At 41.7% G+C, this 24,541-nt stretch carries 23 protein-coding genes; 14 read left to right on the top strand and 9 right to left on the bottom strand.

Translation table 11 applies throughout. The features are described from left to right. Nucleotides 1-223: 223 nt before the first annotated feature. The 4 genes from MMU05_RS17220 (at nt 224) to MMU05_RS17205 (ending at nt 3,919) form a co-directional block, all read left to right on the top strand. Nucleotides 224-766, top strand: coding sequence for an RNA polymerase sigma factor (locus MMU05_RS17220; RefSeq protein ID WP_241142920.1), 543 nt, complete (start codon nt 224-226; stop codon nt 764-766). Then, entirely contained in the window at nt 753-1,424 is a 672-nt protein-coding gene (locus MMU05_RS17215) for a hypothetical protein (RefSeq protein WP_241142919.1), read from the top strand. The genes MMU05_RS17220 and MMU05_RS17215 overlap by 14 nt, the downstream gene beginning before the upstream one ends. A 19-nt stretch (nt 1,425-1,443) precedes the next feature. Next, nucleotides 1,444-2,421, top strand: a complete 978-nt coding sequence (locus MMU05_RS17210) for a hypothetical protein (RefSeq protein WP_241142918.1) — start codon at nt 1,444-1,446, stop codon at nt 2,419-2,421. 1,045 nt (nt 2,422-3,466) lie between these two features. After that, nucleotides 3,467-3,919 carry a transposase gene (locus MMU05_RS17205; protein ID WP_241142917.1) on the top strand — a complete coding sequence of 151 codons (453 nt, stop codon included), beginning with the start codon at nt 3,467-3,469 and terminating at the stop codon, nt 3,917-3,919. 630 nt (nt 3,920-4,549) lie between these two features. On the opposite strand, the gene MMU05_RS17200 is transcribed toward MMU05_RS17205, so the two are convergent. Continuing rightward, nucleotides 4,550-5,527: a M23 family metallopeptidase gene (locus MMU05_RS17200; RefSeq protein WP_241142916.1), complete on the bottom strand. Its 978-nt coding sequence runs from the start codon at nt 5,525-5,527 to the stop codon at nt 4,550-4,552. A gap of 118 nt (nt 5,528-5,645) precedes the next feature. On the opposite strand from MMU05_RS17200, the gene alaS reads away from it, so the two are divergent. The 7 genes from alaS to MMU05_RS17165 all read left to right on the top strand — a co-directional run bounded on the left by alaS (nt 5,646) and on the right by MMU05_RS17165 (nt 15,555). Next, a complete protein-coding gene (gene alaS / locus MMU05_RS17195) occupies nt 5,646-8,276 on the top strand; it encodes an alanine--tRNA ligase (RefSeq protein WP_241142915.1) in 2,631 nt (876 codons plus the stop codon). Nucleotides 8,277-8,359: 83 nt separating this feature from the next. Further along, on the top strand, nt 8,360-9,820 hold the full coding sequence (gene gatB, locus MMU05_RS17190; protein ID WP_241142914.1) for an Asp-tRNA(Asn)/Glu-tRNA(Gln) amidotransferase subunit GatB: 1,461 nt from the start codon (nt 8,360-8,362) through the stop codon (nt 9,818-9,820). Nucleotide 9,821: 1 nt separating this feature from the next. Further along, nucleotides 9,822-10,940: a peroxiredoxin family protein gene (locus MMU05_RS17185; RefSeq protein ID WP_241142913.1), complete on the top strand. Its 1,119-nt coding sequence runs from the start codon at nt 9,822-9,824 to the stop codon at nt 10,938-10,940. A gap of 262 nt (nt 10,941-11,202) precedes the next feature. Then, nucleotides 11,203-11,676, top strand: coding sequence for a nucleoid-structuring protein H-NS (locus MMU05_RS17180; protein ID WP_241142912.1), 474 nt, complete (start codon nt 11,203-11,205; stop codon nt 11,674-11,676). 24 nt (nt 11,677-11,700) lie between these two features. Continuing rightward, nucleotides 11,701-12,279 (top strand): hypothetical protein, encoded by a 579-nt coding sequence (locus MMU05_RS17175; protein ID WP_241142911.1) that lies wholly within the window; start codon nt 11,701-11,703, stop codon nt 12,277-12,279. Next, on the top strand, nt 12,276-13,115 hold the full coding sequence (locus MMU05_RS17170) for a hypothetical protein (RefSeq protein WP_241142910.1): 840 nt from the start codon (nt 12,276-12,278) through the stop codon (nt 13,113-13,115). Before MMU05_RS17175 ends, MMU05_RS17170 begins: the two co-directional genes overlap by 4 nt. After that, nucleotides 13,102-15,555: a leucine-rich repeat domain-containing protein gene (locus MMU05_RS17165; RefSeq protein WP_241142909.1), complete on the top strand. Its 2,454-nt coding sequence runs from the start codon at nt 13,102-13,104 to the stop codon at nt 15,553-15,555. The genes MMU05_RS17170 and MMU05_RS17165 overlap by 14 nt, the downstream gene beginning before the upstream one ends. A gap of 124 nt (nt 15,556-15,679) precedes the next feature. On the opposite strand, the gene MMU05_RS17160 is transcribed toward MMU05_RS17165, so the two are convergent. The 5 genes from MMU05_RS17160 to MMU05_RS17140 all read right to left on the bottom strand — a co-directional run bounded on the left by MMU05_RS17160 (nt 15,680) and on the right by MMU05_RS17140 (nt 19,077). Further along, nucleotides 15,680-16,702 carry a hypothetical protein gene (locus tag MMU05_RS17160; RefSeq protein ID WP_241142908.1) on the bottom strand — a complete coding sequence of 341 codons (1,023 nt, stop codon included), beginning with the start codon at nt 16,700-16,702 and terminating at the stop codon, nt 15,680-15,682. Nucleotides 16,703-16,712: 10 nt separating this feature from the next. After that, nucleotides 16,713-17,036: a DUF3817 domain-containing protein gene (locus MMU05_RS17155; protein WP_241142907.1), complete on the bottom strand. Its 324-nt coding sequence runs from the start codon at nt 17,034-17,036 to the stop codon at nt 16,713-16,715. Between the two features lie 2 nt (nt 17,037-17,038). Continuing rightward, entirely contained in the window at nt 17,039-17,578 is a 540-nt protein-coding gene (locus MMU05_RS17150; RefSeq protein ID WP_241142906.1) for a hypothetical protein, read from the bottom strand. Between the two features lie 227 nt (nt 17,579-17,805). Continuing rightward, nucleotides 17,806-18,339 (bottom strand): acyl-CoA thioesterase, encoded by a 534-nt coding sequence (locus MMU05_RS17145; protein WP_241142905.1) that lies wholly within the window; start codon nt 18,337-18,339, stop codon nt 17,806-17,808. Nucleotides 18,340-18,420: 81 nt separating this feature from the next. Then, on the bottom strand, nt 18,421-19,077 hold the full coding sequence (locus MMU05_RS17140) for a protein-L-isoaspartate(D-aspartate) O-methyltransferase (protein WP_241142904.1): 657 nt from the start codon (nt 19,075-19,077) through the stop codon (nt 18,421-18,423). Nucleotides 19,078-19,201: 124 nt separating this feature from the next. Here MMU05_RS17140 and MMU05_RS17135 point away from each other — a divergent pair, with 124 nt between their 5' ends. Then, nucleotides 19,202-19,795, top strand: a complete 594-nt coding sequence (locus MMU05_RS17135; protein WP_241142903.1) for a riboflavin synthase — start codon at nt 19,202-19,204, stop codon at nt 19,793-19,795. A gap of 1 nt (nt 19,796) precedes the next feature. Here the strand turns inward: MMU05_RS17135 and MMU05_RS17130 are convergent, their stop codons facing one another. The 3 genes from MMU05_RS17130 to trpF form a co-directional block, all read right to left on the bottom strand. Next, nucleotides 19,797-20,390 carry a phosphatase PAP2 family protein gene (locus MMU05_RS17130; protein WP_241142902.1) on the bottom strand — a complete coding sequence of 198 codons (594 nt, stop codon included), beginning with the start codon at nt 20,388-20,390 and terminating at the stop codon, nt 19,797-19,799. Nucleotides 20,391-20,590: 200 nt separating this feature from the next. Continuing rightward, a complete protein-coding gene (gene hemF, locus MMU05_RS17125; protein WP_241142901.1) occupies nt 20,591-21,490 on the bottom strand; it encodes an oxygen-dependent coproporphyrinogen oxidase in 900 nt (299 codons plus the stop codon). Between the two features lie 19 nt (nt 21,491-21,509). After that, entirely contained in the window at nt 21,510-22,136 is a 627-nt protein-coding gene (gene trpF / locus MMU05_RS17120) for a phosphoribosylanthranilate isomerase (protein WP_241142900.1), read from the bottom strand. Between the two features lie 82 nt (nt 22,137-22,218). Here trpF and MMU05_RS17115 point away from each other — a divergent pair, with 82 nt between their 5' ends. Both MMU05_RS17115 and MMU05_RS17110 read left to right on the top strand, forming a co-directional pair. Beyond that, nucleotides 22,219-22,905: a hypothetical protein gene (locus MMU05_RS17115; RefSeq protein ID WP_241142899.1), complete on the top strand. Its 687-nt coding sequence runs from the start codon at nt 22,219-22,221 to the stop codon at nt 22,903-22,905. Beyond that, nucleotides 22,892-24,538: a S8 family serine peptidase gene (locus tag MMU05_RS17110; RefSeq protein ID WP_241142898.1), complete on the top strand. Its 1,647-nt coding sequence runs from the start codon at nt 22,892-22,894 to the stop codon at nt 24,536-24,538. The genes MMU05_RS17115 and MMU05_RS17110 overlap by 14 nt, the downstream gene beginning before the upstream one ends. Nucleotides 24,539-24,541: the final 3 nt, after the last annotated feature.

Below are 24,541 nucleotides of genomic sequence, written 5' to 3'. Positions count from 1 at the left end.
AAATGGAAAACTAGTATTTCAAAGGGAAATTACAAAGTTCCTTTTGATTTCAGTGAGGATCGGACTCCAATAATCTGGAGAAAATTGGAATTGGATCTTGGCTTTGACTTTCAATTTGCCAATCCCAATTAAGTATTAACATTCTTTCACACTTAATAATTTTTCTCTAGGCAACGTCTGGGTAAATTTTCAGGTTCCCATTTTTGAAAACCACACATATCCTTTGGAAGAACCGGAAATCATTGCAGGATGCATCAGAAATGACCCTCAAGCGCAGAGGTGCCTATTTGACAGGCATTATAAGCGGAGCTTCCGTGTAGCCATGAGGTATCTAGCCAACTACCATGATACTGAAGATGTCCTGTCGGTTTCTTACACGAGGATTTTCAAAAATATAAGTCATTTTGAAAATCGGGGAGAAGGGAGTTTTCAAAAATGGATCAACACCATCGTCATCAATGAAGCGATCAGGTTTTTGAAAAGCAAAAAAGCACTTCTTTTCCAAGAAGATGAAGACCTGCTGACTATGAATGTCAGCTTTCCGGATAGCAGCGATTTGCTCGATGCAGAGGAGGTATCGCTAGTAGTGGAATCGATGCCCAAAGGTTACAGGACTGTTTTCAATCTATTTGCCATCGAAGGATATTCCCACAAAGAAATTGCTGAAATGCTGCAAATCAATGAAAACACGTCCAAATCCCAACTCAGCAAAGCAAGAAATTATATCATTCTCAAGTTAAAAAAATCAAGCCATGCACTTAAATGAAATTGATGAAATCATCAAAAGAAGTTTGCAGGATTCTGAAAGGAAGTCTGACGATTTTGCAATGGAAGCCAAACTCAGGATCTGGGAAGCCATCGAAAAGCCCAAGAAAAAATCCGGTTTGTATTGGGGACTTTTACTTGCAATGGCGGCAGCGGTGTCCTTTTTTCTTATCTCTACTTTCCTGTTTTTTAAATTACAATCAAAACAGGAAGAGCTTTTTGCCTTACAGCAAATTGGAAATCAACAGCCTGCAATGGCCAGTTTGCCAATAGAAAGTATCATTCAGGATGAAAACCTTCAAGAAGAAAAGATTCCTGAATTCATGGGTAAACAATTCAATGAAGTCAAAAAAGGACAACTCATTGCCGATGAAAATCGCAAAAATTTGAATCAAGTGATGGTGGAAAAAGCAGTGGAACCTCTACCTGAAATTTCACTCCATTCTCAAATGGTGGTAGAAAACCCTGAACCTGAGAGTGTATTTCCAGAAATGGAAACCACTGAATCAGCAGCAAAATTGATTTCTCCCCAAGAAATAGAAGCCGAAAATCCGGTTGAGTCAAATCCCAAATCCCAAAAGAAACTCAGGTTAAGGTTTGGAAACAAAAACCAGAATTTCAATTCCGGCAATTCCCTTGCCTTAAAAATCAAACTCTAAAAACTAAACCAACTTAAATATGAAACCTACGATTACATCATTCTTCTTATTGCTGGGCGTTTTTTGTTTTGGAAATGCGTTTGGCCAAAATGAAGGTGCGCCCCGAGATACAATCCATTTCCACGGATCAGACCACTTTGCCATGTATATCCTGTCATCAGACTACCACAAGCTGACCGGAGAAGACCAAGTCGAGATCATGTTGGTTGATTTCCAAAACATGTTAAAGGAGATCAAGGACAAAGTTCCTACAAGCTCATCTTACATTATTGAATACGGTTACCAAACCAAAATCGAGGTTCTTGAGAGCAATAGAATTGCCAGTTTTTCTATCTCAGAAGGGAATGGAATAGCGGAAAATTTTCGCAATCAGGCAATCATTACAGATCCTAATAGCAGGTATCAAGTAAACATTGGTTTCAATGAATTGGACAAGGTGTTGATGATGGACTTTAATAAAGTCATAGGAGAGATTAAAGCAGAACTTCCGGAGAAAGACAGGCACTTGAGGTTTTTGGAATATCAGTATGAAGGCGAGATCGGTAAATCCAAATTGATCCAAAACAAGATTTCAGGGGATATGGATATGTTAAGATTGAGTGCTGGTATTGGAGCAAATGTCTACAGAAGCAATTTTCTGACAGATATTTCAGGTGAGCTCGCTTTCCAATTTAATAAAAAAGGGATTTTGAAAAACCAGTTTTATGCTTCTACAAACCTGATGTTTTCATTTAATGAGGATAACTCCCCCGTTATCAACACCTTTGTCAATTTGGGATATAAAGTGAACTTTTCGAGCCAAAAGGATGATCCAAATTGGTTGGGTATGGAGTTTGGTACCATTGTCAATAGAAACGGAGATGTATTCAAACCCAACACGATGAGATTGGGGCTCAATTGGGCAGTTGGAAAGGGAATCTCTGTTGCACCTCAGCTTTATTTCAATGGATTTTTCAAGCAGGTCAGCCCCGGATTTAGAATTGGAATTGGATTGTAAAAATACCTGGAGAAAATGGAGGGTTTACCTGGCTCAATTTGCACAGCAGTTATGTTGATAATTGTTGTTTTTTTGAAGGAGATTGAACATAGTTCACGCTATTGAAATTGGATTCAAGTGATTTCGCCCTTTCAGGGCTTACCTGAATTATTCGTATTTCTTAGGATGGGCTTCACCCATCCCTGAGATATCACGCCCTTTCAGGGCTGAGAGGTAATTTTTTTGTCTTTTATTTATTGAGGAAAGATGTTGTTTCGCCCTTTCAGGGCTTCCCAGGATTGTACGTTTTTCTATGGATGGGCTTCACCCATCCCTAAGTTATCACGCCCCTTCAGGGCTGTTAATCCTAAATTATGATGATCACAATTATTTTAATTTTTCATGGTTTTAGGAAAAACCTGAATTATATAGGATGGGCTTTAACCCATCCCTAAGTTATCACGCCCTTTCAGGGCTTACCCAAAACCACCTTTTTCTATGGATGGGCTTCACCAATCCCTGTGATCTTGCCCTTTCATGGCTTAGAGTATTTTTTTCTTTATTACACCCATTCCTGAGGTATTTCGCCCTTTCAGGGCTGATTTAAATGGTATTGCCTAAGTCAAATTCGGTTTGATTGATATTTTAAAAAATATTTCTGGTTCATAGAAAAGACAACCAAAGGTGTGGGTTAACAGCCCTGAAAGGGCAAAATTACTTAGCGATGGGTGGAGCCCATCGAAACCATGGTTGTCAATTGAATCAGAAGCCCTGAAAGGGCGGGATAGAAGTATGAAACTATCGTTAATTAATTTTGGAGTTATAGAAAAAAATCGATCAATCTGTAGGCTCTATGCATCCTATACATACCATGATGAAAATAAACGTTTAAGTTTTTCATTTTTCTTTCTAATCAATGTCAACTAGGTTAAATTTAGACTTGACATAAAAAAGCCAAAATCTGAAGTCATAGCCATGAAAGGGCAAAATATCCTAGTGATGGGTGTGCCCATTTAAACATATTTGACCAAAAGAATCGATAGCCCCGAAAGGGCGAAATAGAGATATGGGACAGTCACTTGTGAAAAATTACATCCACATCATTTTTAGCACAAAGGGTCGAAAACCTTTAATTCTACCTCCTTTTGAAACCCAATTGTACAGCTATTTGGGAGGAATTTGCAAAAAACACGATTGTACTCCCATAATCATCGGAGGTTATATTGACCATGTACATGTCCTTTGTTTGCTTTCCAAAAAAGTAACAATTGTCCACTTATTGGAAGATTTAAAATCTAGTTCTTCGAAGTGGATGAAGTCACAAGATGATACCTTGAAGGAATTTTATTGGCAAGATGGATATGGTGCATTTTCTGTAAATCCAAGTCAGGTAAATGTCGCGGTGGAATACATTAGCAACCAACAAGACCACCATCGAAAAAAAACATTTCAAGGGGAATACCGGTCATTTTTGAAAAAATACAAGGTTGAATACGATGAGAGGTATGTTTGGGATTGATGGATTTTTCTAGGTTCTTTATTATTTCGCCCTTTCAGGGCTTGAGGCGATTTATTCACTTTTAAACCGATGGGCTGCACCCATCGCTGTGCTATTTCGCCCTTTCAGGGCTGAGGCATTATTAACCTAAATTGGTTTTGAGCAGCTTTTGTTATAGACCAGCTGCACCCATCCCTTGGTTCTCATGTTTTGTTTTAGTTTTTAAATTGCTATTATTTCGCCCTTTCAGGGCTTCCCAGGATTGTACGTTTTTCTATGGATGGGCTTCACCCATCCCTAAGTTGTCACGCCCTTTCAGGGCTGTAAATTCTAAATTATGATGATCACAAATATTTTAATTTTTCATGGTTTTATGAAAAACCTGAATTATATAGGATGGGCTTTAACCCATCCCTGAGATATCGCGTCCTTTCAGGGCTGATAATGTTTCCGTTGGAACAAAAAAGAAATCCCGATCAGTTATGCTGACCGGGATTTTGTTTTCGATGTAGGTATGCACGCTTTGATGAAGGTAAAATAGTAATTCAATGTATCTTGGCAGGATTCTCAATTTACACTTTACATCCGTCTTCTGTCCCGTTGGGAGAAGTAAATTTGTCTACCGGCAAAGAATCTATTAACCACCTAAGCTTAACTCAAGGACTGGTTTTCTCTACCTGACAACTCTAGGATTTTATCAAATTCTTCCGGAGTAAGGTCTTTGAAGAAATAGTTCACAGGATTGACGAATTTGCCGTCTTTCAATATTTCATAATGAACATGTGGAGCGGTGGAGGAACCTGTGTTGCCGACTGTCCCGATCAGGTCACCTCTTTTGATTTTCTGACCTCTTCTGACTTTAAATTCGTTCATATGGGCATACCGTGTGACAAAGCCGAACCCATGATCTATTTCAATGTGTTTTCCATATCCCCCAAAAACAGTTTTGACAGATAACACTACACCATCACCTGTTGCATAAATAGGCGTTCCTTTTGGTGCGGCAAAATCAACGCCTTTGTGCATTTTCCGCACTTTCAGGATAGGATGGATGCGCATGCCATACCCTGATGCGAGCATATTCAGGCTTTCATTCAAGATAGGTTGGATGGCAGGGACAGAGGCCCAATATTCTTCTTTTTTGTGTGCCATGTCAGTCACTTCATCGTAACTGACAGACTGCACGTACATTTGACGTTTTAGGGCATCCACTTTCTGGGAAAGTGAGACGACGAGGTCTTCCTGTTTCAGGCCCTTTTCTTTGATTTCTTTGTACCTGTCAGAGCCTCCGACCCCGGCATTCCGCATTTCCCCCGGGATAGGTTCAGTCTCAAAGATGATCCGGTAAAGGTTGTCATCCCGCTGCTGCAGGTCTCCCATCATGTGGTTGAGCTTGGTGACTTCCCCTTCCAAAAGCTGGTAATAAAGGGTAAGTTCCTGATTTTCTTTCTTAAGCATCAGTTCTTTTGGGCTTTCAAAAAAATAGTTGAATGAAAGCAGCATGATGACTGCAATAACCGAGGCGAGAGAGAAGAAACCTAGGGAATTGAGGGCAAAATCCCAATTGCTTCGCTTGTAGCGCTCGTACTTACAGGTTTTGGGGTCGTAGTAATATTTTATTCTACTCATTACGGATTGCGAGGTAAATATTCTAATTTTGTGCCCCTGTGGATGATGGGTGATTGCGGTAGGGGGACCACAAAGGTATGAAATAAAATAGATAATCCGAAAATAGTCAATAGGTTAGATGAAAGCCAAAGAAATCAGAAATTTATTTATTGAATTTTTTGAGTCCAAAAAACACCAGTATGTCCCTTCCTCGCCGATAGTGGTCAAAAACGATCCCACGCTGATGTTTACCAATGCCGGTATGAATCAGTTCAAGGATTATTTTTTGGGAAATGAAGATCCCAAATTTTTGAGGGTGGCCAACAGCCAAAAATGTCTGCGGGTTTCGGGTAAGCACAATGACCTCGAAGAAGTGGGAGTGGACACCTACCACCATACCATGTTTGAGATGCTGGGCAACTGGTCATTTGGTGACTATTTCAAAAAAGAAGCGATCGAATGGGCCTGGGAATTGTTGACGGAAGTGTATCAATTGCCAAAAGACAGGCTGTATGTTTCTGTTTTTGGAGGAGATGCCGGAGACAAACTCGAAAGGGACATGGAGGCCTTCCAAATCTGGAGCGGAATCCTTCCTGAGAGTAGGATCATTTTTGGCAGCAAGAAAGATAATTTTTGGGAAATGGGGGATACAGGTCCCTGTGGTCCATGTTCTGAAATCCATGTTGACCTCAGGTCCGAAGAAGAAAGACAAATAGTAAACGGTTACGACCTTGTCAACAATGACCATCCTCAGGTGATTGAAATCTGGAACTTGGTTTTCATGCAGTTCAACAGGGTTTCGGACGGAAGTCTGAAAGAACTCCCTGCCAAGCATGTGGATACAGGAATGGGTTTTGAAAGACTTGTCAGAGCGATTCAGAATAAATCTTCCAATTACGATACGGACGTCTTTACTCCTTTTATTCAGGCGGTAGCTGCCAAATCCGGAAAGGAATATGGGAAGGATGAAAAGATAGACATCGCCATGCGGGTGATTGTGGACCATATCCGGGCCATATCGTTTACCATTGCAGATGGTCAGTTGCCATCGAATAACAAGGCAGGATATGTCATCCGGAGGATTTTGAGAAGGGCGGTAAGGTATGGGTATACTTTCCTTGGTTTTCAGAAACCGTTTTTATATGAATTGCTTCCTTTGCTAGCAGAGACTTTTGGGGATATTTTCCCTGAAGTAGCCGCACAGCAGGATTTTATAGCCAAGGTGATCATGGAAGAGGAAAACTCTTTCCTCAGGACTTTGGACAATGGATTGAAGAAACTGGATCAGATCAAAGAAGAAATGGCGGCCTCAGGTCAAAAAACCATTGACGGAAAAGTCGCTTTTGAATTGTATGATACTTTTGGATTTCCGCTTGACCTGACTTCTTTGATTGCTCGGGAAAATGGTCTCTCGGTAGATGAGAAAGGTTTTGCTGTCGAGATGGAAAAGCAAAAAACCAGGTCTAGGGCTGCTGCAGAGCAGGAAACCGGCGATTGGGTTATGGTTGGAGAAGATGAAGGGGTGGAGTTTATAGGTTATGATTATCTGGAATCCCAAAGCAGGATTGTCAAATACAGGCAGATCACAGATAAAAAAGGCGACAGGTTCCAATTGGTGTTGGACAGGACGCCGTTCTATGCCGAAAGCGGTGGACAGGTAGGAGATCAGGGTGTCTTGCATTCTGACATCGAAAGCATTCAAGTCCTTGATACCAAAAAAGAAAATGACCTGATCGTCCATTTTGTGGACAGGCTTCCTGCCAAACCTGAGTCGGTTTTCTCTTCCAGAGTAAATGGAGAAAAGCGGAAGCTGAGCATGAACAACCATACGGCGACCCACTTGCTCCATGCAGCTCTCAAGCAGGTCTTGGGAGACCATGTGCAGCAAAAAGGATCATTGGTCAATGAGGAAATCCTCCGTTTCGACTTTTCCCATTTTGCGAAGCTCACCGAGGAAGAAATCTCCCAAGTGGAAAGCATTGTGAATACAAAAATCAGGGAAAATATTGCGCTCAACGAGCAGAGAAATGTGCCTATTGCAGAAGCAAAAAACCAAGGGGCAACAGCTTTGTTTGGTGAGAAATACGGAGAATTTGTAAGGGTAATTACCTTTGACAGGAATTTTTCTGTGGAACTCTGCGGCGGTACACACGTATCATCCACAGGTGTTATCGGTTTGTTCAAAATCATTTCAGAAGGGTCCATTTCAGCCGGTGTCAGAAGGATAGAAGCGATTACTGCTGAGGCTGCTGAGGCTTATGTCAACGATCAGTTCCAATTGGTGAAGGAAATTCAGGAATTGCTGAAGAATCCCCGGGATGTCAAAAAGTCAATTGAAGCACTTATTCAAGAACGCAATGACTTGAGAAAAGAACTGGAAGCACTTCATACCCAACAGGCGGGAGCACTCAAGGGAGATTTGATCAGAGCAATTGAGCAGGTAGGAGGAACGAATCAGATCATTGCACAGATATCCATGCCTTCGGCAGATGCATTGAAGAAACTGGCTTTTGAGCTTAAAAATGAGGTTGACAATGTCATCGCAATTTTAGCAGCTGATATCGACGGCAAACCACAGGTAGCTGTTTTGATCTCTGACAATCTCATCACTGAAAAGTCACTCAATGCAGGATTATTGGTGAGGGAACTGGCAAAAGAAATCGATGGAGGAGGAGGGGGACAACCTTTCTTTGCTACTGCAGGAGGTAAAAATCTTGCAGGATTGCCGTCGGTTTTGGTCAAAGCCAAGTTGCTTCTGGGTAAGATATAATAGAATATGAGGCTCCAAATTTGGTTTTAGGCTATTTTGAATCCAATTTTAGGGCGATTGTAATACAGAATAAAAAAGAAAAGATGCTTTCTGCAGAAGTAAAAAACAAATATGAATTGGTCATTGGACTGGAAGTACATGCCCAGTTGCTGACACAGAGTAAGATGTACACTTCTGATTCCACAGAATATGGAAATCTACCCAATACACATATTTCAGTCATTACCCTTGGTCATCCGGGAACCCTTCCCAAGGTGAACAGAAAGGCTGTGGAATTTGCCATCAAGATGGGTTTGGCCTGTGATTGCGAAATCACGAGGCATAATATTTTTGCAAGGAAAAATTATTTCTACCCTGACCTTCCAAAAGGATATCAGATCACACAAGATAAAAACCCCATCTGTGTTGGAGGAATTGTTCCCATCACTATGCCTGATGGCAGCAAAAAAACAGTTGCTCTTACGAGAATCCACATGGAGGAAGATGCCGGAAAGTCCATGCACCTTGCAGGTGAAGTCGACACTTTGGTGGATTTCAACAGGGCCGGAGTTCCGTTGATTGAAATCGTATCAGAGCCGGATATGCGCTCCTCGGATGAGGCTTATGCCTATCTGGTAGAGATCAAAAAGCTCGTCAGGTACCTCGATATATGCGATGGCAATATGGAAGAAGGATCCCTGCGATGCGATGCCAACGTATCTGTAATGCTAAAAGGCTCCACTGAATATGGCAAAAAGGTGGAGGTCAAAAACATGAACTCTTTCCGAAATGTCGTGCGGGCGATTGAGCACGAGTTTGAGCGTCAGGTGGAAATGGCTGAGGCCAATATTGAAATCATTTCAGAGACAAGGACTTTCGATGCGGCAACAGGCCTGACTGCCAGTATGCGGACCAAGGAGGACCTGAATGATTACAGGTATTTCCCGGAGCCTGACCTTAGTCCTGTCATCGTATCAGAAGAATGGCTTGAAAGTGTCAAGGCTTCCATGCCGGCACTCCCCCGTGAATTGCACCATAAGTTTATCAACCAATACGGTCTTTCGGAATACGATGCGGGAGTATTGACTGACAGCAAAGAAATAGCACTCTATTACGAGGAGGTTTGCCTTTATACCAAAAATTATAAAGGAGCCGCCAATTGGGTGATGGGTCCTGTAAAATCCTACCTGAATGAGCTTACCCTTCATATTTCCGATTTCCCGATTTCAGCCAAAAGTCTTGCTGAACTCATTGGTATCATTGACGAAGGAAAGATTAATTTCTCAGTTGCCTCCCAGAAAGTATATCCCGAGATGTTGCTCAACAAAACCAAACGTCCTATTGAAATCGCGCAGGATCTAAACCTCATCCAAGAAAGTGATGAAGGCTCCTTGATGCCGATCATAGAGACAGTTTTGTCAGAGAATGCAGCCAAGGTGGAGGAATACAGATCCGGGAAAAAAGGCTTGATGGCTATGTTTATGGGTCAGGTGATGAAAAAATCCCAAGGCAAAGCGGATCCAAAAGTTGCCACAAAATTATTGACAGAAATACTTGAAAATTAATATGAAGAAGCTATTTATAAATTTCTTTTTTCTTATGGCAGTGCTTGTCATGGTATCCTGTGAGAAAATCGGGAAGCAGGAATTTGATGGAACGGTAAAAGTATCAGGGGAAGTAAAAAACGCTCCTGAAGGAAAAATAGAGATATATAAATTTGTAGACCAAAGCACCGAGATCATTAGTGAAATCCCAATGGGTTCGGGGGGAGAATTTGAGTATGACCTCAGTCTTGAAGGTCCGGGATTTTTTGAATTGCACCTGATGAATCAAAAGATTGTCAAGCTCGCGCTTTACGCTGAGGATGTCCAGGTATCTTATGATTTCAATGATGAAGCAAGCCTGAAGGTAGAAGGAGCGGAAGATTCTCAAAACCTCCAAAAAATAGAAGCGCTTCTCACTGATTATCAAAAAACCGTCAATGATTTGAATACGGCTTACTTTGAAGCCATGAGCAAAAGAGATCAGGAAGCCATCAAGTCAATTCAGACGACAGCCATGAATCTCGAGGATACCCAAAGCCAAAAAGTGAAGCTTGTCCTGGAAGGAATGAAAGATAGCTTTGCTTCTATGGCCGGAATAGCCATGCTGAACATCAAAAATGATTTTCAGTTTATCGATGAATTGGTTAAAGGTTTGGATGAAAAATACCCCAACACCAAGATGATAACCTCTCTTTTGCATCAGCTTGATGATATGCGGGCGCTGTCTATAGGACAAGTTGCTCCGGAGATCTCACTTCCCAATCCCAATGGAGAGCTGATCAAACTTTCAGATCTGAAAGGAAAGTATGTCTTGATAGATTTTTGGGCAGCTTGGTGCAGGCCATGCAGGGAGGAAAACCCAAATGTGGTCCGCCTTTACAACCAATACAAAGAAAAGGGATTTGAAGTTTTCGGGGTGTCGTTGGACAGGACCAAGGAAGCTTGGGTCAAAGCCATCGCCGATGATAACCTGACATGGACCCATGTCTCAGATTTGAAATATTTCAATTCAGAAGCGGCTGCGACTTATCAGATCAATGCCATCCCCGCAACATACCTTCTCGATCCTGAAGGCAAGATCATCGGAAAAGACCTCCGTGGGGCTAGCTTGGAAAACAAACTGAAAGAAATATTTGAGTAAAACAGGTATTTAACCCGTAGGATAGTAACAGTAAATGAGGGTCTGTCGGATTATTTAAGATTTTTTGCCGACTATACTATCTATCTTGATAAAAAAAGGAATTTTCAATTAGATTTGTACGCGGTTAAAAAATGTCGTTTTTTGCAAGAAGACTACAAAATTGATCGTATAAAATCAAAAAATCTGCTTTCAAGATTGTTTGAAAAATCAATGCTAATTTCCCAAATCATTTAAATTTATTAAACTAATCAATTAACTAAACATGAAAAAAAGAACCGCCAAATCAACGCTAAGCAGGGTACTTACCATTGCCTTGTTTGGTTTGCTTGCCCTTGGAGCTTGCAAAGGAAAAAAGAAAGTAGTAGCTGCGCCTGAACCGGCTGCGGTTGAAGAAGTGAAGCCAACGCCTCCGCCACCGCCACCTGCAGGTCCTTCAGCAGAAGAAGTTGCCGTCGGCAAGCTTGAAAATTATTTCAACAGTATTGCAGGTTCTTCCAACCTAGATGCAGCCAACAGAACTATCCAAGATGCAAAAGGAATGTTTTCCAATCCTTCCACTCCGGTATTGATTGTGATCCATGAGGCAAACGGTATCAAAGATTATGACGAGCCTACCACGATAGAAAAATACCTTAACTATCTGAAGGACACCAAGAAAAACCTGAACTTCATTTCTGATATCAGACTTGATGGTAACGGGAAAGTTTCTGAATTGGAATTGCGTCGTAAAAAATAATATTCACCGAAAAATCATTCAATAATGAAAAAATATATCCCTCTTTTCCTGATGCTCTTTTTTGCTTCAGCGACCGTTACGTTGGCTCAAACAGACAACATCAGCCCTGCAAGAAAGCAGGCAATAGATTCCCTGGCTTTGGAAAAAGTAAAGGACCTTAGTAAATATATCAGCATCATCGGCAGCAAGGAAACACAATTCTCAGAGGCCAACCGCGTTATGGACAGGGCAGAAGAGCTATTCGCTCCTGATGCCGAGATGGGTGTATCTTCTTTGAACCGCAAAGAGATCGCTTATTACAAAGTCAGAAATTATTTCGAAAGATTGATGGCATTGAACTACGACCGTGTCAATATCACCTGGTATGATATTCACTATATCAGTGATCTTGAAAGACAGCCTGATGGACGTTATGTAGGTGTTATCACTGTTTACCAGAGATTTGAAGGTACTTCTATCGAATCAGGCCTGAACTATAGAGACACGACCAAAAAAGATATCACGATCTATGTGGAGAAAAAGCAAACACAGATCGCAGGTAGGACCATCGAATTTTGGGATGTGATGCTTGGAGATATCCGCGTGACTGAAACCGCTGCATGAGAAAAATAATTATTGTAATAACATTATTGATTACTTCCTTTGGAATGGCACCGGGGCAGGGCTTGTTCAGCCCCGGTTCCCCCAAGGACGATGGCAGATTTGCCGCTTCGACCAAGCAGGTCAATCAATTTTTTAGAAGATTCAATGCCGAAGAAAGCCAGGATGGCAGCCAAAGATACTATTCAGGCGATGCGCTCTTTAGAGACAGAGAACTAAGAGGAAAATTTATTAGTATCCTTTTTGATAATGAAACCTCGGGGATTTCAAGCCAGATGAAAACCGAGTTTATGAGAGAGGTACTTTCAGAATCACAGCCACAATTTTTGAGTTTTCATGAAGGAGAGTGGTTTGCGGAAGTATTGGCAGTTTTCCAGTACAAGGGCAGAAGTGAAAATGTGACCCTGTTTTTAAAAATCCAGCCCGAAGGTTTGGGCTATGAGTGGGTCATAGACAAAGTAGTCTTCCAGCCATTCAAAGATATTTTCAAGAAGCCAAGCGGCACAGACAAAAGTTTTATCCATCCGCTAAGCCATGAACTTGGGTTTATGAACCTTCGCAAAGCATTTGAAAACTCCAATACTCCCGAATCATACACACCAAAGGAGTACGTTCCCGATTACCTTACCTTGTTTTTATATGAATTAAAAAAAGGTAGCATCAAATTTGAAACAATTTCTGATGTTAAGTTTCATTTCTTCCAGATAGACAATTGGTATTTCGAATTGGACCAGTTCAACAGGCCCGGATTCAATACAGGATGGCTGATCGGAGATTTGGTAAAACTAAAACCAGGAGACAAAGAAAATATATTAGACTTTATATATGACCAGAAATAGACAACTTATTCTTTTTCTTCTCCTTTTTTTGGGAATCCAATATTCGGGATTTTCGCAGGATTTGGGAGGTTATTCTAAAGCAGATTTGAAAGAACTTACCCAAAAGGTAGAAGATCAGGTACAGTTTTTAGAGTTTTTTTTAAATACACTTGGAAGCAAGGATACTCCTGCCCGAGACAAGGATGTGATCATCCGGGAGAGTTACAAAAAGATATTCAGGGACGGCAAAGTCCAGGTAGAGGATGACCTCTTGCTCGACAGAAAGGTGATTACCAATAAAGACGTCACCGCCTACCTTAAAGACATTGAGTTTTTTTTCAAGGAAGCCAGTTTCAAATTTAAGATTCGTGAGACCAAACCGTTTTTGAGAGAAAATGGGGAGTTGTCATTTTTGGTTTCCATGGACAGGACCTTGGCTGCTACAGGACTCAACAAAGAAAAAATCACCAATACCAAACCGAGATTTATAGAAGTCAATGTAGACAAGAAGTCCAATGAATTGAAGATCGCGAGCGTCTACACCACCAAATTGAGCCGGGATGAGGAACTGAAAGAATGGTGGGGTACTTTATCCTACACTTGGGAGTCCTATTTCCGAAGTAAAATCGGCATCACGGAGGAGGATTCCATCACAGTTGACCAGCTTTATAAAATTAGTGCGATTGACTCTATTGATTTTTCAGGCAATGAATACCTCACAGAGCTTTCTCCCATAGAGGCACTCAGGGACCTAAAGTATATAGATATCAGCAATACCAAGGTGGAAGAGCTGAATCCGATCAGCAATGTCACTTTCCTCAGTCACCTTAATATTTCCAATACACCTACCAAGGACATTCAGTTTATCAAATACTCTGACAAACTGGAATTTCTTGACATTTCCAATACGCTTATCGAAGATATCAGTGAACTCGGTAACCTGAAGAACCTTCATACCTTGAAGGCTATCAATACGCCTGTGATTTCCTACAGTGTTTTAAATTCGATGCAGGCTCTTTCCAGACTGGAATTGAACAACAGCAGTTTCTCCAGTATGGAGGATATTCAGGAACTTAAAAACCTGAAGTACCTCAATGTAAGTGGGAACAATCTCTCCAATCTTGACCTTATGGCTGGACTTTCAGGCTTGGAGGAGGTCAATTTAAGTCAAACCAATATTATGGATTTGACTCCTTTGGCAGGTATTCCTGCACTCAGGATGGTCAACATCAACAGCACGGCCGTTTCGAACATTGCTCCTTTGGATAATCGTCCCAATCTGAAATTGCTTTATGCAGATCTTACTGAAATCTCAGTAGAAAGTGCAGAAGAGTTTGCAAGAAGCAACAGGAATGTACTTCTGATACACCATGTGGAAACCCTACAGTCGTGGTGGTCCGGGTTGTCGATGGAATGGAAAGGGGCTTTGATTGCTATCAATCCTAGCCTTGGTATTCCTTCCCCAACGATAGAAGACCTGATCACTACATTGGGAAATGATTCTTTGAATGTGTCAGGAACCGGCATCACTACGCTGAATCCTGTTTTGAAATTTAAGAATATCAATTATTTGGCTTTTGATGACAATGAGGTTACTGACCTGATTCCATTGGCGGAAGTGAAAACCTTAGAAGTGGTTTCAGGTAAAAACACCAAAGTAAAAGACCTTCAGCCTTTGGTAGGCTTGGAAAATCTTACCAAAATAGATTTCAGAGATAGCCCTGTGACAGGTTTTGGGATGTTGAAAGATCTGCCAAAACTTACCTATCTGAACCTTGACAATTCAGAAATTAATGCCGGTGAAATCCCTGATTTTCTCGCTGCCAACCCTGAAATCAATATTATCTACAGGTCCGCCTTATTGGAGGAATGGTGGGATTCCATAGATGATGCGTGGAAATCGGCCTTCAAAAAAGCTTACGGAAAAGATAGTTCAGATCCTGCTCCCGAAACTTTGCATAACTGGACAGCAAAGCCTGAATTGGTCGTAGAGAATTTTGATATTTCGAGTTTGCAGGCACTTTCGGTGTTTGTCAATCTGAGAACTTTATCCATCTCCCACGCACCGATGACGGATATCTCAGGTCTGAGTGAACTCAAATTATTGGAAGATTTGAAAATCTCTCATGCTCCTGTTGCCGATTTATTGGTTCTTCCTGTTTTGACAAACCTGACATCGCTTGATTTATCTTATACCGCTATTGAGGACCTGAGGCCATTGGGCCAATTGACAGGTTTGAAAACCTTAGTGCTTACGGGCACAAACATCACGGTGTTGAGGGGATTAGAGACACTTACCAACCTGGATAAATTGGATATCGGTGGTACCAATGTCAAATCTTTAAAGCCTGTTCAAGGGATTAATCTTAAGGAATTGAATTGCTTCAATACCCGACTCAACCAAAGGGCGGTGGATGCTTTCAAAAAGCTGAACCCGGAGTGTGCGGTTAGGTTTTATTGAGAGGAGATGGGTGAGAGCAGATGGGTGAGAGGTGGTAGGTAAAAGGTGGTAGGTAAGAGGTGAAAAGTATCAAGTCATAAGTATCAAGTATTAAGTACCAAGTACGAAGTATCCGGAGCTCGAATTATTTTTTCATCACCTGATCCAAGCTAAGGCGGAGGATGTTTCCCATGTTTTTACATTCCAAAAATCTTGGATTTTTGTAGTGTTTTGCCAGTTCCTGTTTCAGGGATTCAGTATTTTCAGGAGTCGAAATGGTGTCTGACTCCATGGTTTCCAACAAATCCTCCATTTCTTTTTGAGAGCTTTTTAGCCTGTTAGCGATTAAGGATCGCTCCTCCCGTTGGTATTGGGCCATTGATTCCGGCGTGATATGTTTAATCCCCATTTGGATGAGGCTATTGTTTTGTTTGAAATATTGGGGCAAATAGATGGATTTTTTGCCTTCAAAGGATTGTTGGTCAAAGTCAATTGCCCGGATCCTGTAATGTGTTTCCTCAAAATCAGGGGTGATATCTACCACAAAGTTGGAGGAATGCATGTCCCCCAACAACCTTACAAAACACCTTTCATTGAATTTCACAAATTCCTTTGCCAAACGGATAGGATTCTGTACATCCTCAGTGATATACTGTTTCATGAATTGCTCGCCGGGAATGCCGGCAATGTGTTCTTCTATCAGCGTATTTTTATGTACCAGATAATTGATGCGGTTAGGGGAGAGGAGGTGTTCTAACTCCAATCCATAGACCCGTGATGCATCTGCATTTTTTACATAAAAATAATCGAAGTTATCATTGATCCTGTTGACGATCCTTACCCTAAAAGGCTTTGTATTGCCATACACGCAAAGGTCTATCCTATCCACATACAGGTGCTCCATAACCGACATGTCACCTTGGGCCTTGAGGATGGAATATATTTTCTTGACATTGTGATGGATCTCGGCCCTGTCTGATTCTGCAAAAAATACTGTTTCCCACAATGTGTCTTTTCCTTTGGAATCATAAAGCGCTATGGAAGTGCTATACCTCAAAAGGTCATTGTATTGGATTGGAAAATCTATTTCACGACCGTAGGTATGAAGGAAAACCCTCAATTTGGGGGAAATGAGATAGATGATTTTCTTTTTGCTGATCAGGGCCATAATTCGGATGTCAAGATTTGGCCATTTCTTTTTCTTCCTTGGTCAGGTTTTTGTCAAATATGAATGGTCCAAAAGGCAGAATGGATACAACCAAAGCAAAAAATGTTTTGCCAAATTGCCACTCCAGTTTATGTGCCGTCGGAAATACAGCATAGATGTACACGACAAATAGCAAGCCGTGTGCCCAACCTACATAGGTGACGGCCAAAGGCAAGTCCATCATATACTTTAAAGGCATGGCGATAAACAGCAAAATCAGAAAAGATAAGCCTTCTAAGATACTGATCAACCTAAACCGCTTCAACCACTTGGTTTTTTCTTCTATAGTTTTCATTTCTATTTTTTTGTAATGTTGAACAGGACCTGTAGCTCTTTCCAAAGTGCTTTCCGGAGGTCGAGGCTTCCAGAGATCTGCTTTAGGTCATCTGCAAAGAGGTATTCGATTTCATCCTCTTGGTGTACTTCATAGGTTTTTTTGACGGACATCATGATTTCATGTCTCACTTTTCCAAATACGATGATCTTATTGGGATTCAGGGCGGTGATGGAGGACATGGTGGTCAATTCTGTGTTTTCAGAATTTGCCAAAGCAATGTCTTTCAGAGAACAGGATACCGCACCCAAAATCTTGAACAAATATTCTGAAAGACTGCTTTCCAGTGATCTTCCTTCATAGATGACCAAGATCCCTTTTTCGAATCCACCTTCGTAAGTCAACTGCACGGGCTCTTCCACATATTCTTCTTCATCGGAAATTGTATTTTCTTCCGAATTCTTAGTGATCACCGCGGTTAAAAGTTGGTTTTTCTCTTCCGGAAGGATGTAAATCTCCTTATCCAAAATATATCCCAATTCGTGGATCGTCATATTTTCCATGTGCCTAAATTGATTAAAAAATGGGGGATTGCAAAACGGAATTTGAAAGAGATGAAATGGAAATGTTTTTACATTAAAGGATTTAGAGCGAGATGAAAGTGTTAGGTTTTTAGAACAAAGTATTGATTGAAATTTGACTTGTATTAAGTCCAACCCCGATTTTTAACAACTTCAACAACTTTAACATTTAGAACAATTTCACCCAACTCCTAAATAAAAGAGAACCTCTAATTTCCATTATTCTCCTCAAAGCCGAAAATGGACTTCAGTTCAACCGCATCTTTTGGGTCCATTCTTTTGGCGAGTACCAACCTCAGCTGCCGTCTTCTCAATGCCCCATCATACAATTCTTTTTCCTCGGGAGTCTCGGGGATGGCTTCAGGTACTTCTATTGGTCGGCCGTTTTGGTCTACTGCCACAAAGGTGAAAAATGCCCTGTGCGTCAGGATCTTTTTGTTGGCGGGAATATCTTCTGCCCAAACCTCGATGAATACTTCTATGGAAGAATTGAAAGCTCTTGTTACGCGTGACTTTAGGGTCACTACATTGCCAAGCGGAATGGGATGCTTAAAAGAAATGCTATCTGCTGAGGCCGTTACCACGATTCTGTTGGAGTGCTTTTGGGCGGCGATGGCCGCGACCACGTCCATCCAGTGCATCAGTTTTCCGCCCATGAGGTTGTGCAGCGTGTTGGTGTCGTTTGGCAACACCATTTCCGTCATGATCACTTCAGACAGCTTTACGGGTTTCTGTTTTGGCATAAAAGTTAATTTTTTTGTAAAAATACAAAAGGTTTTTCTTTCAATGAAAAATTAGGGGGTTGAATTCAGTATAAAATTTGGTTATTTCCATCCTTCCATTCCCAACAAAGGCACAAAGGCAAAGTTGTCAAATGCCTCCTGCTCGATTTTTGTTTCTGTGATTTTTGTGAGTTTCATCATTTTCTGCGTCTTTCGATCACCTACCGGGATCACCAAAATTCCACCCACTTTCAATTGCTTCAATAATGAATTTGGGACCACAGGTGCGCCTGCCGTCACTAGGATCTTATCGTAAGGGGCATGTTCAGGAATACCTTTGGAGCCATCCCCAAAGTAAAAATGCAAGTGGATCCCCAATTTGGCCATAAACTTTTTGGTCCGGTCAAAAAGCTTCTTCTGGTATTCAATGGTATGCACCTCCGCTCCTAACAAATGCAGGATAGCACCCTGATATCCTGACCCTGTGCCGATTTCCAACACTTTGTCACCCGGTTTAATTTTGAGAAGTTCGGTTTGGAAGGCGACGGTGTATGGTTGGGATATCGTCTGACCTTCCCCGATCGGGAATGCCTTGTCCTCGTAGGCGTGGGAGTCTAATGCTGAATCAAAGAAAAAATGCCTTGGAAGGGTGTTGATGGCGTTCAAAACAGCCTCGTCTTTGATTCCTTTTTGCCGGATGATTTTTACCAATTCTTTTCGCTGACCTTTATGGCGGTAGCTATCCTCTAATTTTAACATGGGTGGATGGTAATGGGAAACTTTTGTAAACGATGCGAAGTTAAGGGATAAATTGGCTTAATTTGAACCGATTTCATTGCTTTGAAGCTTATTGTCTGAAATATTGACCACTTGAATTTAAAATATGTTTACAGGAATTATTGAGACATTGGGAACAGTCACAGGACTCACCAAAGAAGGAACCAATGTCAGGTTCGATATTTCATCACCGATTACCGCTCAACTCAAAGTAGATCAGTCTGTTTCCCATAATGGCGTCTGTCTGACTGTGGTTGCAGTAGAAGGGAATACCTACAGTGTGACTGCGATAGATGAGACCCTGAAAAAAACCAACCTTAAATCCTGGGCCATTGGCAAAAAAATAAACCTTGAGCGCTGCATGCCTGCCAACGGCAGGTTTGATGGACATATCGTCCAGGGTCATGTCGATCAGGTCGGAAAAGTAGATGGGATCGCCGAACAGGATGGTTCTTGGGTTTTTGATTTCTCTTTTGATACCCACACCGGAAATGTAACAGTTGAGAAGGGTTCCATCACGGTCAATGGCACTAGCCTTACCTGCTTCAATTCCAAAAACGGGAAATTTTCTGTGGCCATTATCCCCTATACCTATGAGCATACCAACTTCCATGAACTGAAAGTTGGAGATGAGGTAAACCTTGAGTTTGATATCATTGGTAAATACATCCAAAGAATCATCAGAGGATATGCAGACTGATTCAGTCAGTTTTGATTTTTTCTATTTTCCATTTTGTCTTCACAAAATGGTAGATGTATTGAAAAAGGTGATATCCTGTAATGCCGCTGACAATGCCCACCAAGCCTCCGACGGCTACATCTCCCGGATAGTGTACACCAAGGTAAATCCTTGTGTACGAAAAAAACACCGCCCAAAGGAATAGCCATTTTATGGCAGGAAATTTAAAGGAGAGCCCAAAATACATGGCAGTCGCAATGGCAAAACTATTGGCCGCATGGGAGGAAGCAAAGCCGTACATGCCCCCGCATTTGCCATAATTGTGGATCATGCCATTCAATAAAACTTCATGGCATGGCCTTAGCCTTTCGAAAAACGGTTTCATCAACGCTGATGTGATTTGGTCTGCAAGCATGACCGCAAGCAATACGCCCAATATTACCCACCAACCCTGTTTGCCGTGGGCTTTCGCAACCAAAAAAATCAAGAAAATATAAAGCGGAATCCAAGGATAAGTTTGGGTCAAAAAGAACATGACAGGATCAAGAAAATCCGAGTGGTATTGGTTTAACCACAAAAAAAGAGCCTGATCCCATTCACTGATTTTTTCTAGCATGTTTTTCTAAGATTCGAGATCTTTTTCACTGAGTAAGTTTTAAAGGACCTGTCCGATGACCGATGTAACCTGTTACCTAACCTTTGACCCGACTTTATTAACCAAATAACCTCTAACCAAATAACCAATTAACCAATTAATCAAATAACCCAATAACCAATAACCATTTACCCAATAACCATTAACCCAATAACCAATTCCTAAATATTCACCCAATCAATCTCTTTTTTCAAATGGTCCAGGGTGAACGCTTCTTTTGAGCCCGCAGAGGGCTGATGCATGTATTCCCAATTGGCCATGGGAGGCATACTCATTAGGATGCTTTCCGTTCTCCCATTGGTGTCCAATCCAAATTTGGTGCCTGCATCCCACACCAGGTTAAATTCCACATACCTGCCGCGACGGAGTGCCTGCCATTTTTTCTCATTTTCTCCGTAGGGCAAAGATTTATTCTTGGCCATCAAGTGGCGGTAGACTTTAGGAAAAAGGTATCCGACAGATTTTACAAACCCGAAGACTGAATCCATCTCTTTAGCATCATGGCTGGTCAGTCTGTCGAAGAAAATGCCGCCGATTCCTCTTGTTTCATTCCTGTGTTTGATAAAAAAATAATCATCTGCCCACTTTTTGAATTTTGGGTAGTAGTCTAGGTTAGATTGATCGCAGGTGGCCTTTACCTCTTGGTGAAAGTACTGCGCATCCTTGATGTCCACATAATGAGGAGTAAGGTCAATCCCTCCTCCAAACCATCTCACGCCATTGCTCATTTCAAAATACCGGATATTCATGTGGATGATCGGCACCATGGGGCTTTCGGGATGGATGACTATGGATACGCCTGTGGCATAAAAATCTGCCTTTTCAAGATTGAGTTTTTGAAGGATTTTGTCCGGTGTGGGACCTTCCACAGCGGAGAATGCCACCCCGCCTTTTTCTATGACATTGCCATTTTGGATGATACGTGTCCTTCCGCCGCCGCCTTCCGCCCTTGTCCACTTGTCTTCCTGGAATTTCCCCTTGCCGTCTTCTATTTCCAGTTGCTGACAGATATGGTCCTGTATGTCCATATAGTCACTGGTGATTCTCTCTTTCTCTAGCATTTTTCTATTCCAATTCTATTTATTCTTCGATCTCAAGAACTTCCAATATCTCAGCCAACTGGTCAAAATCCTTTAGGCCCGGTTTGATTTCTTCCCCTCCTTCAAGGGCAATTCCTTTGATGCCTGTTTCTTCTATTATTTTCCCAATTGTGTCAGGTTCAATCCCAAAACCAAGCAATACATCCACCGAAGAAGCTAAAGTTTTCAGTTTTTCGATAACTGAGCTATCCACTTCCATACTATCCGATACGAGGTGTAAGACCACTCCGAAATCCTTGAAAAATTGTGCTTTGGCAATCAGGTCATCCAAGTCCTCTTCTGTAGACAATTCCTTTTTGAGTATGATTCCAAAAGAAGAATTGACCAACATCCTCAAATAGATTTCCTCTTTTGTTTCTATAAAATTGATCCCGTTGTATTCCTGGACAAGTGTCAGGATTTTCTCGGGATGGGTGCTTTCAAATTCAGCGACAAAATCAACCCCTGATAGCCAATCGGTGATTTCATTGAATTTTTGGGAAGAAGTAAAGTTTTTGCTGTTTTCTTCCAGATCAAATCCGATCAGGTTGACATACATTCCTGCACAATACCTGGCGTCTGAAAGGTTGGTAACTGCACTTATTTTTACAAAAGAACGGAGAGCCATGATGCTGTTTTGATGATTTTTGGATGCTAAGGTAGAAATTTCAGGTTAAAATTGTATTTTTGTAGACGTCTAGAACTCGCTTATGCTTAAGATTCACCCACTTTACTTTCTTAGCCTAATTGCTTTTTTATTTTCCTGCACAGAGACTGAGAAGCCTGATTCAGATTTTGGATTGGATTATCAGCCTTTGGAAGTTGGTCTTTTCTGGGAATACGAGGTCAATGAAACCATCGTATTCGGGGAAAGTGATGAAGAAAGCAGCTCCTTTTTCTTGAGAGACAGGATCATCTACACCTATCTCAATGTCGAAAATGACCTTGTCTATGTCCTTGCAAGAGAGAAATCTGCTGATGGGACGGATTGGGCGGTCATCGTAAATTACCTGATGCAATATCGCAACATGACCTTATTGAGGACTTTCGAGAACAAAAAGACCGTCAACCTGGTTTTTCCTCCTGAGTTGGAGAAAACATGGGATGCCCAAATCTTCAATTCCGGAAATCCCGATGAGTATGAAATTTCCTTTTTGGGAAAAATTGAAGTGGGTCAACAGTCATTTTCCCAATCATTGAAAGTACTTCAGGAAGAAGATGACGATGAAATCACCTTCAGGGATAACCGCTATGAGGTATTCGCCAAGGGTGTTGGCCTAGTTGAGCAATATTATGAAGTGTACACCTATTGCTCCAGGAATGATTGTCTTGGACAAAAGATCGTAGACTCGGGAAGGTTTACCCATTTAAAAATCAAATCATATGGCAAACTTTAAACGGATCATTTTTTCTGTTTTCTGCTTTTTTTTGGTTTCCATTTCCCATGGTCAAAATAGGTACGCCGTTCATTTTAAGTTTAAGCCTCAAGATACATTTTCCCTCAACCGTCCGTCCGAGTTTTTGTCTGCGGCATCTCTAGCGAGAAGGGCAAAGTTCCAGATTCCTGTTGACAGCCTTGATTTGCCTGTTTCTTCCAAATATGTAGCCGGAATATCTTCCAAATCAGCTAAAATCCTATACCCGATCAATTGGCTGAATGCGGCCATGGTGGAGGCCACTGTCGAAAATATCAATGCCATCGCTGCATTAAGTTATGTAGAAAAAGTCGTCTTGGCAGCTCCAGGACAAAGTTCCAATGGAAGATCCGGTTTTGGATTTGATGCAAAAGTCGGTGCTAGTTCTCCTAATAAGACAAATGCAAAAACAGCGGCGACACCCTATGATTTTCAGAATGACCTGATCGGCATCCCTGCCATGCATGAGGAAGGATACAAGGGCAAAGGGATTACCATTGCGGTTTTTGATGCAGGTTTTCCCGGGGTCAATACCATTTCTGCTTTCGCTCATTTGTTTACAAACAACCAAATAGTCGGCACGCGGGATTTTGTCCATCTTGAAAATGGAAATGTGTATACTTTTAACCAGCACGGGACAAATGCCCTTTCCCTGATCGCTGCGAAGCAGGAAAATTTGTTGGTTTCGGGTGCACCTGATGCCAAATACATCCTTGGAATTACAGAGGACGTTCCCACGGAATACCGGATTGAAGAATACAATTGGGTCAGGGCTGCTGCTTGGGCGGACAGTCTTGGCGCGGATATCATCAGCAGTTCTTTGGGGTATTGGGATTTTGATGACCGGAACATGGATTACACCAAAGCTGATCTGGATGGCAAAACTGCCACCATTACCCAAGGTGCAGTTATCGCCGCCGAGAAGGGAATTTTGGTCGTTACTAGCGCCGGCAATTACGGTTCAAGGGGAGTAACCTCCATAATTGCTCCGGCCGATGCCGAAGGAATTTTGGCAGTCGGAGCAGTCAATGCCAACCTTGCCCGCGCGGGATTCAGCTCTCAGGGTCCAACCGCAGATGGAAGGATCAAGCCTGAAGTTTCTGCTTTTGGCAACAGTGCCCAAGTCATCCGTTCCAACGGGACATTGGGACCGTCCAATGGTACTTCCTTTTCTGCACCGCAGGTTGCGGCTTTGGCGGCAGGATTATGGGAAGCGCGACCCGAGTGGACCAAAGATGAACTGATCGATTATATCCTGAGAAGTTCCAGCCAATATGATAAACCGGATAACCTATTGGGATATGGAATTCCTGATTTTTCCAAAGCCTATTTTGAAGAGATTTTGAGTATTTTGACTTTGGAAAAAGAGAGTGATTTTCAGGTTTATCCCAATCCATTGAACGGAGGGGATCTTTTTGTTCAGTTTGGCAAAAGCCTCTCGGGTGAATTTTCTCTCTACGACATCAATGGCAAAGAAATCCAGAGAATGGATATCCAGAGAGCTTCCTTCGATCAACCCTTTGAGATCAGCCTGCCGATGATTCCAAAAGGAATGTTTTTGGTTCAAATGCAATCCGGCAGAGAAGTCAAAAGGACAAAATTGTTGAAAAGGTAAGGG

Origin of the sequence: Cognataquiflexum rubidum, assembly GCF_022538115.1 — a bacterium.
GTDB lineage: Bacteria > Bacteroidota > Bacteroidia > Cytophagales > Cyclobacteriaceae > Cognataquiflexum > Cognataquiflexum rubidum.
The sequence above is the reverse complement of the archived record's forward strand: the minus strand, read 5'-3'. Positions and strand labels throughout refer to the sequence as shown.